The organism is uncultured Tateyamaria sp. (genome assembly GCF_947503415.1).
Classification (GTDB): domain Bacteria; phylum Pseudomonadota; class Alphaproteobacteria; order Rhodobacterales; family Rhodobacteraceae; genus Tateyamaria.
Genome location: NZ_CANNDS010000001.1, coordinates 1,650,949 through 1,666,722 on the forward strand (window position 1 = coordinate 1,650,949; position 15,774 = coordinate 1,666,722).

Genomic DNA, 15,774 nt, shown 5'->3' on the forward strand with positions numbered 1-15,774 from the left:
TGTTCCAACGGCGATGGCAACGAAAGCCGCGATGGCGAGGAGCGTGCGCTGGATGCCCGTCATTTGCCCACCTTCCAAGTGAGGGTCTTTGGGCCTTTGCCCACGGGCGATTTGATCGGCTTCATGGCTGGCTGAGATTCTGCAGGGGCATCTGCTTTTTCGATGCGCACCTTGAGGTCGAACCATGCGGCCTGCCCGGTGATCGGGTCGGAGTTGGCCCAGCGCAGCCCGTCGCCTTTGGGCGGCAGCAATTCGTGGATCAGGTGGTTCAGCAGGAAGCCCTTGGTTGCCTCGGGCGCGTTTTCGTCGAGCGCCCAGGCCCCCTTGCGCTTACCGATCGCATTCCACGTCCAGACCGTGTTTTCGTTGAGCGCGGCCATTTCGAGCACAGGGACGGTGATTTCGCCGTGGGGCGATGTCACTTTGGCCCAGTCGCCATCTGCGAGGTTGTTTTCGCGCATCAGCTTGGTGGGCAGGTAGAGCGGGTTGTGCCCGTGCAACTGCCGGAGCCACGCGTTCTGGCTGCCCCAAGAGTGGTACATGGCCATGGGGCGCTGAGTGAGCGCGGTGATGGGGTAGTCGTCCACCTTGTTGTCGGGCGCGGGGTCGTACCAGATGGGCAGCGGGTCCATCGTGGCCTTGATCCGCTCGCGCAGGTGATCGGGCGGCTGTTGATCGCCATGTCCTTCGGCGGCGAGTTGGAAGCGGCGCATCGGTTCGACATAGAGCGAAAAGAGGTAGGGTTGCGGGCTGTCATAGAGGCCCATGCCCACGGCCCAGTCCTGATACGCGGCGTTCCAAGGTTTGTAGTAATTGGCGCCTTCGGGGATGTGTTCAACAAAGAAGCCGCCGTTTTCAATGTAGTTTTCCAACTGGCTCGCGTTCACGCCGCCCCGGCCCGATGTCAGCCCGTCCTCGCCCATGCGGAAGCCGGCAAGCGGGCCGATGCCCGGTTTGCGTTCGTGGTTGACGATGTAGTCTGCGTAATCGGCGTATTTCTGGCTGCCGTCTTCGTTGGTGAAACCGGGCAGGCCCAGTTTGCCGCCAAGTTCGCAGAGCACGGATTGGAAGCCGCGCACATCGCGGTCGGGCTCGATCACGGGCCAGCGGATGGCGTCTGCGGCGGCGTCGGCCTCGCAAATGGGCCGGTCGAGCAGGGAGATACAGTCGTGCCGTTCAAGATACGTGGTGTCGGGCAGGATCAGGTCGGCATAGGCAACCATCTCGGAGCTATACGCATCCGAATAGATTATGCGCGGAATGACGTAGTCGCCATTGTCGTCCTTGTCCGTCAGCATTTCCATGACGCCACCGGTGTTCATCGACGAGTTCCACGACATGTTCGCCATGTACATGAACAACGTGTCGATCTTGTACGGATCGCCCGCGTGGGCGTTCGAGATCACCATGTGCATCAGCCCGTGGGCGGACATGGGGTTTTCCCATGTGAACGCTTTGTCGATGCGGGCGGGGGTGCCGTCGTCCTTGAGGGCCAGATCGTCGGGGCCGTGCACAAAGCCAAGATGTGGACCATCAAGCGGCTTGTCCGGTGTGGTGCCGCAATGCGGTTTCGGGTGGGCCGTGGCTGGTTTGGGGTACGGCGGTTTGAAGCGGAAGCCACCCGGAACCTCAACGCTGCCGAGCAGGATTTGCAGAACGTGCAGGGCGCGGCAGGTCTGGAAGCCGTTGGCGTGGGCCGAGATCCCGCGCATGGAGTGGAAGGAGACGGGGCGGCCTTGCATTGTCAGGTGAGTCTCACCCCGGAAATCGGTCCACGCGTGGTTGAGCTCGAATGCTTCTTCAAATGCCACGCGGGCAATCTCCGCGGCCAGTGTACGGATACGTTTGGCCGAGATGCCGACGCGGTCGGCCACGGCTTCGGGCGCGTATTCGTCGCTGAGGTAGCGTTCGGCCATGTGCTGCATGACCGTGCGGTGGCTGATGCCTGCATGGCGGTGCGTGGCCGTCAGGTCCGGTTTGACGCCCTTTTGGTCAAACGGGGTCAGTTTGCCCGTGGCGCGGTCCATCACCAGTTCCTTGCCATCGTCATCGCGCAAGAGCAGGCCGAATTCAGGAGATTTCTCGTCCCCGTTCACAAGGCAAGGCGCGTTGGTGTATTGCGCCAGATAGTTCACATCGATCTTGCCTGCTTTCATCAGGCAGTGGACCATCGACAGGATGAACAGGCCGTCGGTACCGGGTGTGATGCCGACCCAATCGTCAGCCACGGCATTGTAGCCGGTGCGGATCGGGTTCACGCCGATCACACGCGCGCCGCGTGCCTTGATCTTGCCAATCCCCATTTTGATCGGGTTGCTGTCGTGGTCTTCGGCCACGCCGAACAGCATGAACAGCTTGGTGTGGTCCCAATCGGGCTGGCCGAATTCCCAGAACGCGCCGCCCATTGTGTAGATGCCAGCGGCCGCCATGTTGACGGAGCAGAAGCCGCCATGGGCTGCGTAGTTGGGGGTGCCGAAGTTCTGGGCAAAGAAGCTGGTGAAAGATTGGGATTGGTCGCGGCCTGTAAAGAAGGCGAGCTTGCTGGGGTCGTCCTTGCGAATCGGGGCTAGCCAGTCGGTTGCGATTTGTAACGCCTCGTCCCATTCGATTTCTTCGAACTCGCCCGATCCGCGTTCGCCCACACGCTTGAGCGGCTTGCGCAGGCGCGAGGGCGCGTTGACCTGCATGATGCCAGCAGAGCCTTTGGCGCAGAGCACGCCCTGGTTTACCGGGTGGTCGCGGTTGCCTTCGATATAAGCGACCTTGCCGTCTTTGAGGTGCACGTTGATCCCGCAGCGGCAGGCGCACATGTAGCAGGTCGTCTTGCGCACCTCGTCCGAGACTTTTGGCGAGAGGTCGAGGTCCGGTTGGTCCTTGGGCATCAGGTGTCTCCTTGGATCAGGGCGAGGGCGTCGGTTGCGATCTGGCGTTCTTCGTCGGCTTTGACGACGTGGACGTCGACATCTCCGAACAGTTTGAGATGGTCCATGATACGGGTCCGAATGGGTTCTGCGTTTTCGCCAATGCCGCCGGTGAAGGCGACTGCGTCAAGACCGCCCATCGCAACGACGGCAGAGCCTGCGTGGCGGGCGGCCCAGTAGCAGAAGTGGTCGACGGCGAGGTTTGCGGCATCAGTGTCGGCAGCCAGCAGAAGGCGCATGTCGTTGCTGCCGCCAAGGCCCTTGAGACCGCTTTCGTGGTTCAGCAAATGTGCAGCTTGGTCGTGCCCGTAGATTTCGGCAAGGCGCAGGACGGCCATGCCGTCAATGGCGCCAGAGCGGGTGCCCATGGTCAGCCCATCGAGCGGGGAGTAGCCCATGGACGTGGCGACGGAGGTGCCGTTGTGAATCGCGCAGAGCGACGCGCCCGAGCCAAGGTGGAAGGCAAGCAGGCGTTTGGGCAAGGCGTCGCCAAATTGTGTGACGATCCAGGCGTAACTGAGGCCGTGGAAGCCGTAGCGACGGATGCCCATGCTGCGCGGCTCTTTAGGCAGGGCGTAAGTGGTGGCGACCTCGGGTTGGTTGGCGTGGAACGCCGTGCCGAAGCTTGCATATTGCGGCAGGCCGGGGGCGAGCGTTTGTAGCGCGCGGATGCCTGCGAGGTTGTTGGGGTTGTGCAGGGGGGCGAGGGGCGTGGCCGCCTCGATCCCTGCGAGCACGGTATCATCAACAGCGACGGGGTCCACCAGTGACGTGCCGCCATGAACCACGCGATGGGCGGCGGCGGTCAGCTTGTCTGGTGTGATCCCTTGCCGTGCTAGGCTTTCGAGGATGGTCGTCAGCGCCGCGTCATGATCCGGGGCGGAGACATTTTGGTCTTCGTCGCCCAAAGTCAGATGGGCCAATGCGCCGCCAATGCCGCTGACTTGTCCCGCCATCACTTCGCTCAGGTCGGGCTGAAACAGCGCCACTTTGATGGAGGACGAGCCTGCGTTGATGACCAGAATCATGCGGCGGCCATGATGGCCCCGAGGGCCACGGAAGACAGGCGCGCAGCCGGTGGGTCGGCGCGGCTGGTCAACAGGATTGGGACCTTGGCCCCCATAACGATGCCGCCTGCGCAGCCCCCGGCAAGATAGACGAAGGATTTGAACAGGCCGTTGCCCGATACGATGTCAGGTACAATGATCGCGTCTGCTTTGCCTGCCACGGGGTCGTCGGTCATCTTCTTGGTCGCGACGGATTTGGGCGACATGATCAGATCGAACGCCAGCGGACCGGAGAAATCGGCGTCGGCGATGTTCTCAAGCGCCCAATCACGCAGGTCGCGCGCTTCGATGGAGGAAGGCACGCTTTCGATAGGGCTTTCGGTCGCTGACAGGAACGCGACCTTAGGGCGTGCATTGCCCAGTCTATGGAGCAGTTTGACCACTTCGGCGGTCGCATCTTTGCGCGTGTCGAGGTTCGGGGTCACGTTCACAGCGGCGTCGGAGATCGTGATCGACCCGGTGCCGTCAGGCGTGGTGATGTGGAAGATATGGACAAAGCGGTGGCCGGTGCGCAGGCCTGCGTCGCGCGAGACAGCGGCGCGCATGAACGCATCGGTATGGAGTTGCCCTTTCATCAGGACATCCGCCCGACCCTCGCCACAAGCCAAAGCCGCAGCCATACCGGACGCGGCTTCGCCCTCGGCCTCGATCAACTCAAAGCCGGAGATGTCCCAGTCCAGCTTCTCTGCCTCCGCCTTGATCATGTGACGCTCACCCGTGAAGACGGGGATCATCATGTTGGCTTCGGTTGCTTCCTTGGCTGCCAGCATCGGCAAGGGGGCACCAGCGCGGGCGATTGCCACGCGGGGGCTGGCCGCCTGTTGCGCCATTTCGATGATGTGCGCGGGGGGGATAGCAGTGGCATCGGACAGGAAGGATTGGGGCACGAAATACCTTTCGGAAACAAAAATGAGGGGACAGGCGTAAACCCGTCCCCTCGGTCTTTAACAGATCACGCAGCGGTTTGCGGAACCATATCGTCTTTGGAGATGCCAGCGACAGACACGGGCTTCTTCATCGCATCGCGGCGGAACGGGTCACCCAGTTCTTGGTTGATCATGGCTTCGATCAGCGTGGTGATGCCGTTTTCCATCTGGTCCTTGATCGCTTGGTTCAGCGCGGCGGTCAGCTCTTCCTGTGTGCGGGCCACGACACCCTTCAGGCCACAGGCGTTCGCGATACCGGAGTAGGACACGTCCTCGTCCAGCTCGGTCCCGACGAAGTTGTCGTCAAACCACAGGGTCGAATTCCGCTTTTCGGCGCCCCACTGGTAGTTGCGGAACACGATCTGCGTAATCGCGGGCCAGTCGCCGCGGCCAATGGCCGTCAGTTCGTTCACCGCGATGCCGAAGGCGCCATCACCGGCAAAGCCCACAACCGGCACATCTGGCTGGCCGATCTTGGCACCGACGATGGCGGGCAGGCCGTAGCCGCAGGGACCGAACAGACCGGGGGCCAGATACTTGCGGCCCTCTTCGAAGGACGGATAAGCGTTGCCGATGGCGCAGTTGTTGCCGATGTCAGAGGAGATGATCGCCTCGACAGGCAGCGCGGACTGGATCGCGCGCCACGCCATGCGGGGGCTCATCCAGTCGGGCTTCGCCGCGCGGGCACGCTCGTTCCAGTTGGTGCCGGGGTCATCCTGCTCTTCGTTCATGGACGTCAATTCTTGCGCCCATGCAGATTTCTTCTGGGCGATGTTGGCTTTGCGGTCTGCGCGGCCTGCGTCACCCGCATCGTCGGCGAGCTGGCCAAGGATACCGTTGGCCACTTTCGCGGCGTCACCCACGATGCCCACGGTGACCTTTTTGGTCAGGCCGATGCGGTCGGGGTTGATGTCGACCTGAATGATCTTCGCATCCGTTGGCCAGTATTCGATGCCATAGCCGGGCAGGGTCGAGAACGGATTGAGGCGGGTGCCGAGGCACAGAACCACGTCCGCTTCGGAGATCAGCTGCATGCCGGCCTTCGAGCCGTTGTAGCCCAGCGGGCCTGCGAACAGCGGGTGGTTTCCGGGGAACGCATCGTTGTGCTGGTAGCCCACGCAGACCGGGGCCGTCAGACGCTCCGCCAGTGCCTGGGATGCGGCCAGACCGCCTTGGGACAGGACAACGCCTGCGCCGTTCAGGATGACAGGGTTCTTGGCTTCGGACAGGATCTTGGCGGCTTCAGCCACCGAATTCTGGCCGCCGGGGGACGCTTCGAACTCGATGGGATCAGGAATTTCGATGTCGATCACTTGGGTCCAGAAGTCGCGCGGGATGTTCAGTTGCGCAGGGCCGGACAGGCGCTTGGCTTGGCTGATCACGCGGGTCAGAACCTCGGCCACACGTGTCGGGTCACGGACTTCTTCCTGATAGGCGACCATGTCTTCGAACAGTTTCATCTGTTCGACTTCCTGAAAGCCGCCCTGACCGATTGTTTTATTCGCGGCCTGCGGGGTCACCAAAAGCAGCGGTGTGTGGTTCCAATATGCCGTTTTGACAGCCGTCACAAAGTTCGTAATGCCAGGGCCGTTTTGTGCAATCATCATCGACATCTTGCCAGTGGCACGGGTGAAGCCGTCAGACATCATGCCCGCGGAACCTTCATGGGCGCAGTCCCAGAACTTGATGCCAGCGTCCGGGAAGATGTCGGAAATGGGCATCATGGCCGATCCGATAATGCCAAAGGCATGCTCGATACCGTGGCGCTGCAGGCATTTCACAAAGGCTTCTTCGGTGGTCATCTTCATGGGGCAGTCTCCAATAGGGGGCGGGGGCGTCGAATCGCCCCGGGTAGGTTGGGGCAGACGGTAAAGGGGTGTGGGACGTCGCGTTAGGGCCAGTTGAAATGTCTATTTAGGTCCAGGGTGGTCTGATAGCGCTTTGGCAATGAGGCCAACGCCATCGTGGATACGGTCGATGTTGATCGACGAATACCCAAGGCGGTAGTAGTTCTGCGGCTGGTCGTCCCCGGAAAAGAACGCGTGTCCCGGTTCGATGAGGACACCAACCCCTTGCAACTGCTGCGTCAATTGCCGTGTATCTACGTGCTGTGGTGCCCGCATCCAGTAGGATGAGCCGCCGAAAGCACCCTGTCCCGCGATCTCCAGCCCGTGTGCCTCGATGGCGGATTGCATCGCATCGCGGCGCTTATGCAGAGCTGCGCCCATTTTGCGGATTTGGGCATCATAGTGCCCCATCGACAGGAAATACGCCGCTGTGCGCTGGATATGTCCGGGTGGGTGGCGCAGGACAGAGGTACGCAGCGCGCGGGCTTCGCGCACAAATGGCTCTGACCCCACCAGATACCCAAGCCGCAGACCCGGAAAGAGGGATTTCGAGAAGCTGCCAACATAAATCACGCGCCCGTCCACATCCATGGATTTGAGCGCGGGTGAAGGCGGTTCGAGAAACGACATCTCGAACTCGTAATCGTCTTCGACAATCAGGGCGTCCAACTCGCGTGCTCGGTCCAGCAGGGCCTGCCTGCGGGCCATGGGCATGGTGGACGTTGTCGGGCACTGGTGGCTGGGGGTCGAAAAGATGACGTCCGTGTCCGGGGGGATGCCATCTGGCGGCAAGCCATCGCGGTCGACGCGCACAGGTGCCAGATGGCAGCGTGATTGCGTTAGGATTTCGCGCAGTGCCGGGTAGCACGGATCTTCGAAAGCGGCTGTGCGGCGTTGTGTCAAAAGGATCTGAGCCGCCAGCCAAAGCGCATTCTGTGCGCCCAGAGTGATGAGGATCTGATCTGCGTTTGCTGAAATCCCGCGGCGGGGAAGCGTGTTGCGCTGGATGAACTCGATCAGCTGCGGATCGTCTTGATCAAAGTAGTCCGACGTCAAGGCAGCAAAATCCCGTTGGCCCAAAGCCTGCAACGCGCATTGGCGCCAGTTGGCATGGTCAAACAGTTGCGGATCGGTCTGGCCGTAGATGAAGGGGTATTTGAAGCGGGCCCAATCCTGCGGCTTGCTAAGGGTCAAGCCGCCCGAAAAGCGCTGTCCGATGGCCCGGGTCCAGTCGACGGCATCACCGGATGCTGGTTGCGGCTGATAGCTTGGCGGGACGGGCGCATTGGCTGACACGTAGTAACCGGAACGGCCCCGCGCAGTGAGGTAGTCGGAGGCCACAAGTTCGGTATAGGCAAGCGTCACGGTGATGCGGCTGATGCCAAGATGGGTCGCAAGTTTGCGGGTCGAAGGCAGCTTTTCGCCCGATCCGAACCGCCCTGACAGAATGCCGTGGGCAATCATCTGCTGCACCTGGCTTTGCAAAGTGCCTTGATGGCCGGGTTGCAGGAAGAAGGTTTCGACAGGAAGTGCCATGCGCAGAACTCTATACTGGTCTTATCATGGTATCAATCTGGCATTATTGGAGTGCGAAAAGGCATGGATCGAGAATATCAGTTGACCTTGCCGTTTTACATTTAATGAGATTATTTGTATCATTAAATGAGACAATGTGCAACAATTTAGAGAGAATTCGCATATTTATCCGCACCGGGCGTGCTTACAGACGTCGAAGGGCGGCACTGCATGTGCCGCACAGTGGTCTTAGAGAGTAGGGTGGGTCCAAGGGCGGTGGTGATGTCTGCACCACAGTACCGGTGACCACTCATATGCCATCCGCGCCCCAATGCCTGCACAGGACAGGTATCCTTCAGCCTGTCGGGCCAAAGGTCTCAAAATGAATTCTCTCGCTGGGCACCCCTGCACGTTCCAACCCGGTGCGGATATCAGACAGAAAGCGGGCAGGACCGCACAGCATGTAATCTGCGTCTGGCCCGACATTCAGGTTCAAAAGCTGCTCGGTTGTCACGCGGCCTTGCGTGTCATAATCCAGCCCTTCGACATCCGCAGACCCAGGTTGGCTGTACGCAATTTTGACCGAGACATTAGCGCTGCTGCGCGCCAATTGGCGCACTTCATCCGTCAGCGCGTGGTGCCGACTGTCCCGCGCACCATGCACGTACCAGACAGGACGCTCTGTCCCTTCACCGGCGACCTCATGCAACGCGGCGACCATCGGTGTCAGCCCCACACCGGCACTGACCAGAACCAGCGGACCATTGCCGCGCGGCACCACGAAATCACCGGACGGCGTCCGCGCAGTGATGCGATCTCCCACAGCGACGGCGTCGTGCAAGTGCCGGGACGCAGTGCCATGGGCCTCACGCTTGATGCTGAGACGGTAGTGATCTGATCCGGGTGCACCAGACAGCGAATAGCTGCGTTTCACCACGTCTTCACGGCCCGGGACATCCAGTTCTATCGGCAAGTGCTGACCTGCTGCAAAAGGCTCAAGTGGTGTGCCATCAGCCGATCCAAGATGAAACGACATGATATCTGCGCTTTCAACGACCTTGTCGATCACGACGAGTTCGCGCAGACCGCTCGTGTCTGTGGACCACCGCAAAGACAGCGCAGCGGGTCGATCCACCACCGCGTCAATAGTTACATCTATCATTCGTTGCGCACCTTCATCGTGGCTGTCTTCGGGCTCCCAGTCGATGGTCGCGCGGCCTGTCAGGTGCAGCAGGCCTCCGGTTTCGAAATCGACAAACACCAACCCGATGGCAGGGTTTTCAACGAGATTGCCGATGGTGTTGAAAAAGTTGTTGCCCGCATAGTCCGGGATGCGCAGATGCGTGGCGTCCACGACATCGACAAATCCCGGCGCGCCGCCCCGGTGCGACGCATCGAACCCGTTGGACGCGTGATCCTCGCGTTGCTGCTGGCCTGTTCCGATAAACAGGGTATCCGCCGTGCCGATGCGCGCCGTCTGCTCTTTCGAAAGCGAGACTGAGTGCTGGGCGCGTACAGGTGTCCCCGCGGGGACACGGCGCCACGTACGTTCATGAATATATTGCGGGCAGTTGCCAAAACTCTGGTCAACGTCGATCACGAAGCCTGCCGCTGTGCAGCGCATGTGCCCGTTCATCCGGTTGCGGCGCCGGCTGTCCAATTCGATACCGAGCATCCCGACAGGGCTGCCGGTTGCAAGTGCGGTGGCCAGCGGGTCCTGCGTATCTGGGGTCGTGTTGATCTGCAGCGCCGTCGGGTCAGAGGATGTGATGAAGCCCTCGGGTCCATCCAGCAGCGTCACCCAGTGGCGTCCGGCCGTGTCTGCCCCCGCCAACACCAGAAAGGGCAGTTGGGAAAAGAAGTCTCTGTGTTGATCCGGCATGAACGGTCGAATGAAACCGGCAGCCCATTCAGGGACATCCGTTTTGCCCGCGCGGACTTGTGCCTTGAGTTCACCGGGGTGGAAAGGATTGGTCGCATCAAACATCGGAAGGGTCCCTTGGATCAGGAGTGGGGATGCCGCGGGCCGGAGAGCCCGCAGCGCAGAAGGTAGGGTCAGGCGGCGTCGGGGATCGGAGACTTTGCCATTCCGACAAACTTCGGCAGCGCCTCGATCCGGGCCAGCCAGCTTTGGATGTTGGGATAGGCGTCAAGGCTGACACCACCTTCGGGCGCGTGCGCAACATAGCTGTAGCCCGCCACGTCCGCGATGGTCAGGCGCTCACCCACGAGGAAGGTCTTGCCGTCAAGCGCTGCCTCCATGACCTTGAAAAGCCCGTGCGCTTTGGCCTTGGCGGCCGCATGGTCGAGGCCCGCGCCGAACACGGTCACCAGTCGGGCCGCTGCGGGGCCGGAGGCGATCTCACCCGCTGCGATGGAGAGCCAGCGCTGGATTTCGGCCTTTTCCACGGGCGTCGTTCCGATCCAATCATCACTGCCGTAGCGGCTGACCAGATAGGCAAGGATACCGTTTGAGTCCGACAATGTCGTGCCGTCGTCGTCGATTGCGGGCACTTGGCCCAGGGGGCTGATCTGAAGGTACTCGGGCGCTTTGTGCGCGCCGTTGGCCATGTCGAGATCGACCGTCTCGTAGGGCACGTCCAGCAGAGACATCATCAGTTCGACCCGGTGGCAGTGGCCGGATTTGGGGTTTCGGTAAAGTTTGATGGGGGATGTCATGGTTGGGGTCCTTTCGATTAAAATCCGAAGTGGCTTAAGCCAGGGTGGTCATCGGGGCGTCGGCCCAACGGCCAACGGAATTTGCGGTCTTCTTCCGCGATGGGGTGTTCGTTGATGCTGGCGTGACGGTGCGCCATCAGGCCGTTCTCGTCGAACTCCCAGTTCTCGTTGCCATAGGCTCGGAACCAGTTGCCGCTGTCGTCGTGGTATTCATAGGCGTAGCGAACGGCGATGCGGTTTCCCGCGAAGGCCCAAAGCTCTTTGATCAGTCGGTAGTCCAACTCCTTGGCCCATTTCCGGGTCAGGAAGGCTTCGATTTCGGCGCGGCCGGTCACGAACTCGGCCCGGTTCCGCCATGTGCTGTCTGGCGTATAGGCGAGGGCCACTTTCGCTGGGTCGCGGCCGTTCCAGCCATCTTCGGCAAGCCGCACCTTTTCCACGGCCATTTCGGCGGTGAAGGGTGGTACAGGCGGGCGGGGCGCTTGGGTTGTCATGACGTGTCCTTTGGGTCTTGGGGTGGGGCTGTTCCGCCCGTGGCTCAAACTTACATTGCGACGTACAGCGATTGAATATACCCATTCTGAAAGACATTATTCCGTAATTTGGTGTAAATGAGCGGCTTATGGACCGACTGCAAAGCTTGGAAGTCTTCATCGCCGTGGCCGAAGCCGAGAGCTTTGCCGGAGGTGCGCGAGCCATGGGGCTCAGCGCACCCTCGGCCACCCGCGGAGTGAACGCGCTGGAGGAGCGGTTGGGCGCACGTCTGTTCACCCGCACCACGCGCCGGGTGCGGTTGACGGAAGTAGGGCAGACCTATCTTGAGGACGCTCGCCACATCCTGGCGCAGCTGCAGGCTGCCGATGACGCCGCTGTCGGGGCGGCGACGAACCCGGTGGGCCAGTTGCGCATCACATGCTCCAACGAGTTTGGGCGCATTTACGTGACCCCGATCCTGACCGACTTTCTGAACATGTACCCGAATGTGACGAGCGATGTGCTGATGGTCGACCGGGTCGTCAACATGATCGAGGAAGGGTTCGACGTGGCCGTGCGCATCGGGTCGCTGCCGTCATCCGGCCTGTCTGCCGTGCGGGTGGGGCAGGTTCGGCGCATCATATGCGCGTCCCCGGACTACCTGACGCGCATAGGCGTGCCGCAAACCCCCGATGATCTGGCCGCGCACCAAATCGTGTCGGCAGGACCCGTCAGCCCCGTGGCCGACTGGCGGTTCGGCCCCGATCAGCAGCAGATCGTTCGGGTCAAGCCGCGCTTGCGGCTCAGCAGTGTGGCGGCTGCCATTGCGGTCGCAAAACAGGGCTGGGGACTGACACGTGTTCTGTCGTATCAAGTGGGCCCGGACCTGATGGATGGGACCTTGCGCACCGTGCTGGAAGGTTTCGAACCAGCCCCCCTGCCTATCCACCTGGTCCACGCCGAAGGCCGTCGCGCACCGGCGAAGGTGCGTGCCTTCATTGACATGGCCAGAGAGCGCCTGCGCGCGATGCCGGTTCTGAATTAATCCCGTGGAGCGAGCACCACGACCGAAAAGCGGTCATCTGCATCCCTGTGGCGCGTCGCAACCTCCCATCCGGCCGCGTGCGCCAACAGGGCCAGGCTTTGAGGTGTGTACTTCCGGGCTGCACTCACATGGATCGGTTCCTGATCGTGAAAGGCAAAGACCTCGCCCGCAAGTGTCACCGATTGGTCGCGCAATGAAACCAGTGCCATGTCGATGCGTGCCAATTCCGGGTCCCAACTGGCGCGGTAAGCAAAGGCACTCAGGTCGAAATCCGCACCCGCCTCGCGGTTCAGCCGTACAAGGATGTTGCTGATGAACTGCGCAGTGACCCCTTGGGCATCGTCGTAGGCGGCGATCAGGTCGTGCGTGTCCTTGACCATGTCCGCGCCCAGAATGAACGCCTCGATCCCGTCCCAATTGCGTGCGCCTGCAAGCAGGGCTTGAGCGCGTTCGGGAACGAGATTGCCAATGGTCGAGCCGGGGAAGAAGCCGACTTTGGGTGTTTGGGCCAGCGTAGGGGGCAGGGCAACAGGCCCGGTGAAATCTGCGACCACAGGTGTGATGGTCAGGGCAGAATAGCGCCGGGCAAGGTCTTCCGCCGTCTCGAACAGAAAGTCGCGCGAGATGTCGATGGGCACATAGGCGCCAAAATGCGCCCCTGCGTCCAATAGCGTGCGTGTCTTGACGGAGGCGCCCGATCCAAGCTCGACCAAGGCGCCGCCATTGGGCACAAGGCCTGCCAAAGCAGTGGCGTTGTCTCGCAAGATGCCAGCCTCGGTCCGGGTGGGGTAGTATTCCGGCAGTTGCGTGATCCGCTCAAACAGGGCGCTGCCGGTATGGTCATAGAGCCACTTGGGGCTGAGCGTCTTCTGGGGCTGCGACAGCCCTTCCAGCGCATCAACAGTCAACGCGTCGGTTTCCGGGTGCGCGGTCGTTTTGACCTGCAATGTGCCGTCCATCAGGACACATCCCGCGCAAGGCGCAAGCCCAGCATTTGCCAGCGTTGATGGGGATAGAAAAAGGTGCGGTAGGTGGCGCGCATCTGTTCGCGTGGTGTGGCACAGGATCCACCGCGCAGCACGCGCTGGTTGACCATGAACTTGCCATTGTATTCTCCAAGCGCCCCCTCGGGCGGCCGGAAGCCGGGATAGGGGGCAAAGTCGGACGCGGTCCATTCCCACACATCGCCCCAGATGCCGGGACCGGGCAGGGGGCGCAGTGCACCGATGGCGTCCGCATCACCCATCAGGTTTCCACGCAGGGCCGTGTCCCGGAACGCCACCTCATGCTCGGCCTCGGTGGGCAGGCGGCCCCCGGCCCAACGGGCGAAGGCATCGGCCTCGTAATAGCTGACATGAACCACGGGCGCGTCCAAGGCGACGGGTTGCGGCCCGCGCAAGGTGAAGGTCCACCACTCATTGTCCTGGCTCCACCAGTACAGCGGATGAGACCAGCCCTCGCGCTGGGAAACGGCATGGCCTTCCATCAGCCAGTGACGGACGTCGTCATAGCCGCCGTCTTCCACGAACGCGATCCAGTCGCGGTTGGTGACGGGGCGGTCCGCGATTTCATAGGGGGTCAGGTAAGTCCTGTGCCGGGGTCCCTCGCAATCATAGGCAAAGCCCGGCCCATCATGCCCGATCTCGACCAATCCACCGTCGTGGCGGGTAAAGGTCAATGAGACCTCGGACGTCACAGGCAGCGGCGCAGGGTCCTTGTAGGTGGGCATCAGTGGATTGAAGCTGAGCCCGTGCAACAGGTCTGTGACCAGAAGCTCCTGATGCTGCATCTCGTGATGGCAGCCCAGTTCGACCAGCCCGGCAATGTCGTCGCAGTCATCTCGGCGGGCGGTCAGCAGATCGGACAGGCTATCCTCCACATGAGCGCGGTAGGACCGCACCGCCTCGCCGCCCGGACGGGACACAAGGCCCCGCTTGTCGCGCGCATGGCGCGGACCGGCTTGGGTGTAATACGAATTGAACAAAAATGCGAAGCGGTCATCGGGCGAGGTGTATCCGGGCACGCGCGGCTTCAGAATGAACTCCTCGAAGAACCACGTCGTGTGGGCCAGATGCCATTTCGCGGGCGAGGCATCCTCCATGCTTTGCAACATCGTGTCTTCGGGCGTGAGCGGGGCGGCCAGCGCATCGGTTCTTGTGCGCGTACGCGTGAACAGGTCCATGGCCTGGTTTGGAGCCAGGGGGGCAGACAAGGCGGTCATGTGGGGAAAGCTCCTTGAATCAGGACAGTTAACAGGGCGCAGGGGCGGTCTGCGCCGCGACTCGGTACAGTCCATAGTTGACAGGAATTTTTGGCAGGACCACACCTCACACGAGAAAGTGTAGCGCGTTGGTTTTGCGAGTGGTACAGCCAATATTTGGCCATGGCGGATAGTTACCGATCCAAGTGGGGGTGAGGATGCCGGATATGAACTGGGACCAGATGCGGGTACTTCTGGCGATCCACCGGGCGGGCAGCCTGCGTGGGGCAGCGACCGATCTGAACGTGAACCACGCGACCGTCGCGCGGGCGTTGCAGGGGGCAGAAGGTAGCCTTGGCACACGCCTGTTCGATCGCTCTGCCCGCGGTCTGACACTGACGCAACCGGGCGAGATGCTGTTGCCCCACGCCGAAGAGATGGAGCGGCGAATGCTCGAAGTGCAGCGCCGTCTGACAGGGCTTGATAGCGTGCCCAGCGGGACGGTGCGTGTCAGTCTGCCACCATCTTTCGGGCACAAGTTCTTCGTGTCGATCCTGGCGGAATTCACGGCGCAATACCCCGACATCCGCGTAGACGTGGTCGCGACCAACAAGATCTCTGACCTGTCACGGCAAGAGGCGGATGTGTCTGTCCGGGCGGCCAACAAGATCGATGATGACCTCGTCGGGCGCCGTGTGGTCGACTATGTGAACGCGGCCTTTGCCACGCCGGATTACATCGCCGCGCACCCCGATCTTGTCGAGACGCAAGGCCAAGGCGCGCATTGGATCGGGTGGGGCGGTGATGACAGCTGGATCGCTCAGACACCGTTGCCCAAGGCGCAACCGCGCCACAAATTGCCTGAGATTTTCATGCAGACCGAGGCGGCGGCCGCAGGCCTGGGCATGGCGTGGGTGCCAGCGTTTCTTGCCGATCCGCATCCGGATCTGGTGCGCGTGCCGGGCGTGCCGGCTGGTCCGGGCCGTGGGGTGTGGATTTTGCTGCATGGCGACCTGCGGCGCAGTGCGCGCGTCCGCGCATTTGTGGATTTTGTGGCCGCGTGGATCACCGCGCGACGGTCCCTGTTTACGTCCTGAAGA

12 protein-coding genes are annotated in these 15,774 nt (G+C 61.7%); 2 read left to right on the plus strand and 10 right to left on the minus strand.

Annotated elements, in window-relative coordinates; all coding sequences use genetic code 11:
* Positions 1–59 precede the first annotated feature (59 nt).
* The 8 genes from Q1A32_RS08065 to Q1A32_RS08100 form a co-directional block, all read right to left on the minus strand.
* On the minus strand, positions 60–2,882 hold the full coding sequence (locus Q1A32_RS08065) for a molybdopterin oxidoreductase family protein (protein WP_299651693.1): 2,823 nt from the start codon (positions 2,880–2,882) through the stop codon (positions 60–62).
* Complete coding sequence (locus tag Q1A32_RS08070; RefSeq protein WP_299651695.1) at positions 2,882–3,949, minus strand: acetate/propionate family kinase; 1,068 nt, start codon at positions 3,947–3,949, stop codon at positions 2,882–2,884. Before Q1A32_RS08070 ends, Q1A32_RS08065 begins: the two co-directional genes overlap by 1 nt.
* Positions 3,946–4,875 (minus strand): phosphate acyltransferase, encoded by a 930-nt coding sequence (locus Q1A32_RS08075; protein WP_299651697.1) that lies wholly within the window; start codon positions 4,873–4,875, stop codon positions 3,946–3,948. The genes Q1A32_RS08070 and Q1A32_RS08075 overlap by 4 nt, the downstream gene beginning before the upstream one ends.
* A gap of 65 nt (positions 4,876–4,940) precedes the next feature.
* Positions 4,941–6,722: a sulfoacetaldehyde acetyltransferase gene (gene xsc / locus Q1A32_RS08080; protein WP_299651699.1), complete on the minus strand. Its 1,782-nt coding sequence runs from the start codon at positions 6,720–6,722 to the stop codon at positions 4,941–4,943.
* Positions 6,723–6,824: 102 nt separating this feature from the next.
* On the minus strand, positions 6,825–8,297 hold the full coding sequence (locus Q1A32_RS08085; RefSeq protein ID WP_299613589.1) for a PLP-dependent aminotransferase family protein: 1,473 nt from the start codon (positions 8,295–8,297) through the stop codon (positions 6,825–6,827).
* A 334-nt stretch (positions 8,298–8,631) separates the two neighbouring features.
* Positions 8,632–10,263 (minus strand): pyridoxamine 5'-phosphate oxidase family protein, encoded by a 1,632-nt coding sequence (locus Q1A32_RS08090; protein WP_299651701.1) that lies wholly within the window; start codon positions 10,261–10,263, stop codon positions 8,632–8,634.
* A gap of 68 nt (positions 10,264–10,331) precedes the next feature.
* Complete coding sequence (locus tag Q1A32_RS08095; RefSeq protein ID WP_299651703.1) at positions 10,332–10,955, minus strand: glutathione S-transferase family protein; 624 nt, start codon at positions 10,953–10,955, stop codon at positions 10,332–10,334.
* A gap of 17 nt (positions 10,956–10,972) precedes the next feature.
* Positions 10,973–11,449 carry a nuclear transport factor 2 family protein gene (locus Q1A32_RS08100; protein WP_299651705.1) on the minus strand — a complete coding sequence of 159 codons (477 nt, stop codon included), beginning with the start codon at positions 11,447–11,449 and terminating at the stop codon, positions 10,973–10,975.
* A 128-nt stretch (positions 11,450–11,577) separates the two neighbouring features.
* Between Q1A32_RS08100 and Q1A32_RS08105 the strand changes: the two genes are divergently transcribed.
* A complete protein-coding gene (locus tag Q1A32_RS08105) occupies positions 11,578–12,474 on the plus strand; it encodes a LysR family transcriptional regulator (protein ID WP_299651707.1) in 897 nt (298 codons plus the stop codon).
* On the opposite strand, the gene egtD is transcribed toward Q1A32_RS08105, so the two are convergent.
* Both egtD and egtB read right to left on the minus strand, forming a co-directional pair.
* Positions 12,471–13,433, minus strand: coding sequence for an L-histidine N(alpha)-methyltransferase (egtD, locus tag Q1A32_RS08110; protein WP_299651709.1), 963 nt, complete (start codon positions 13,431–13,433; stop codon positions 12,471–12,473). The genes Q1A32_RS08105 and egtD overlap by 4 nt on opposite strands.
* Complete coding sequence (gene egtB / locus Q1A32_RS08115; RefSeq protein ID WP_299651711.1) at positions 13,433–14,695, minus strand: ergothioneine biosynthesis protein EgtB; 1,263 nt, start codon at positions 14,693–14,695, stop codon at positions 13,433–13,435. The genes egtD and egtB overlap by 1 nt, the downstream gene beginning before the upstream one ends.
* Positions 14,696–14,901: 206 nt before the next feature.
* On the opposite strand from egtB, the gene Q1A32_RS08120 reads away from it, so the two are divergent.
* On the plus strand, positions 14,902–15,771 hold the full coding sequence (locus tag Q1A32_RS08120) for a LysR family transcriptional regulator (RefSeq protein ID WP_299651713.1): 870 nt from the start codon (positions 14,902–14,904) through the stop codon (positions 15,769–15,771).
* Positions 15,772–15,774 lie beyond the last annotated feature (3 nt).

What these genes read in the sequence shown, in the direction of transcription:
- Q1A32_RS08065 (WP_299651693.1), bottom strand. Translation starts at nt 2,882, where the DNA reads ATGCCCAAGGACCAACCGGACCTCGACCTCTCGCCAAAAGTCTCGGAC.
- Q1A32_RS08070 (WP_299651695.1), bottom strand. Translation starts at nt 3,949, where the DNA reads ATGATTCTGGTCATCAACGCAGGCTCGTCCTCCATCAAAGTGGCGCTG.
- xsc (WP_299651699.1), bottom strand. Translation starts at nt 6,722, where the DNA reads ATGAAGATGACCACCGAAGAAGCCTTTGTGAAATGCCTGCAGCGCCAC.
- Q1A32_RS08085 (WP_299613589.1), bottom strand. Translation starts at nt 8,297, where the DNA reads ATGGCACTTCCTGTCGAAACCTTCTTCCTGCAACCCGGCCATCAAGGC.
- Q1A32_RS08090 (WP_299651701.1), bottom strand. Translation starts at nt 10,263, where the DNA reads ATGTTTGATGCGACCAATCCTTTCCACCCCGGTGAACTCAAGGCACAA.
- Q1A32_RS08095 (WP_299651703.1), bottom strand. Translation starts at nt 10,955, where the DNA reads ATGACATCCCCCATCAAACTTTACCGAAACCCCAAATCCGGCCACTGC.
- Q1A32_RS08100 (WP_299651705.1), bottom strand. Translation starts at nt 11,449, where the DNA reads ATGACAACCCAAGCGCCCCGCCCGCCTGTACCACCCTTCACCGCCGAA.
- Q1A32_RS08105 (WP_299651707.1), top strand. Translation starts at nt 11,578, where the DNA reads ATGGACCGACTGCAAAGCTTGGAAGTCTTCATCGCCGTGGCCGAAGCC.
- egtD (WP_299651709.1), bottom strand. Translation starts at nt 13,433, where the DNA reads ATGGACGGCACATTGCAGGTCAAAACGACCGCGCACCCGGAAACCGAC.
- egtB (WP_299651711.1), bottom strand. Translation starts at nt 14,695, where the DNA reads ATGACCGCCTTGTCTGCCCCCCTGGCTCCAAACCAGGCCATGGACCTG.
- Q1A32_RS08120 (WP_299651713.1), top strand. Translation starts at nt 14,902, where the DNA reads ATGAACTGGGACCAGATGCGGGTACTTCTGGCGATCCACCGGGCGGGC.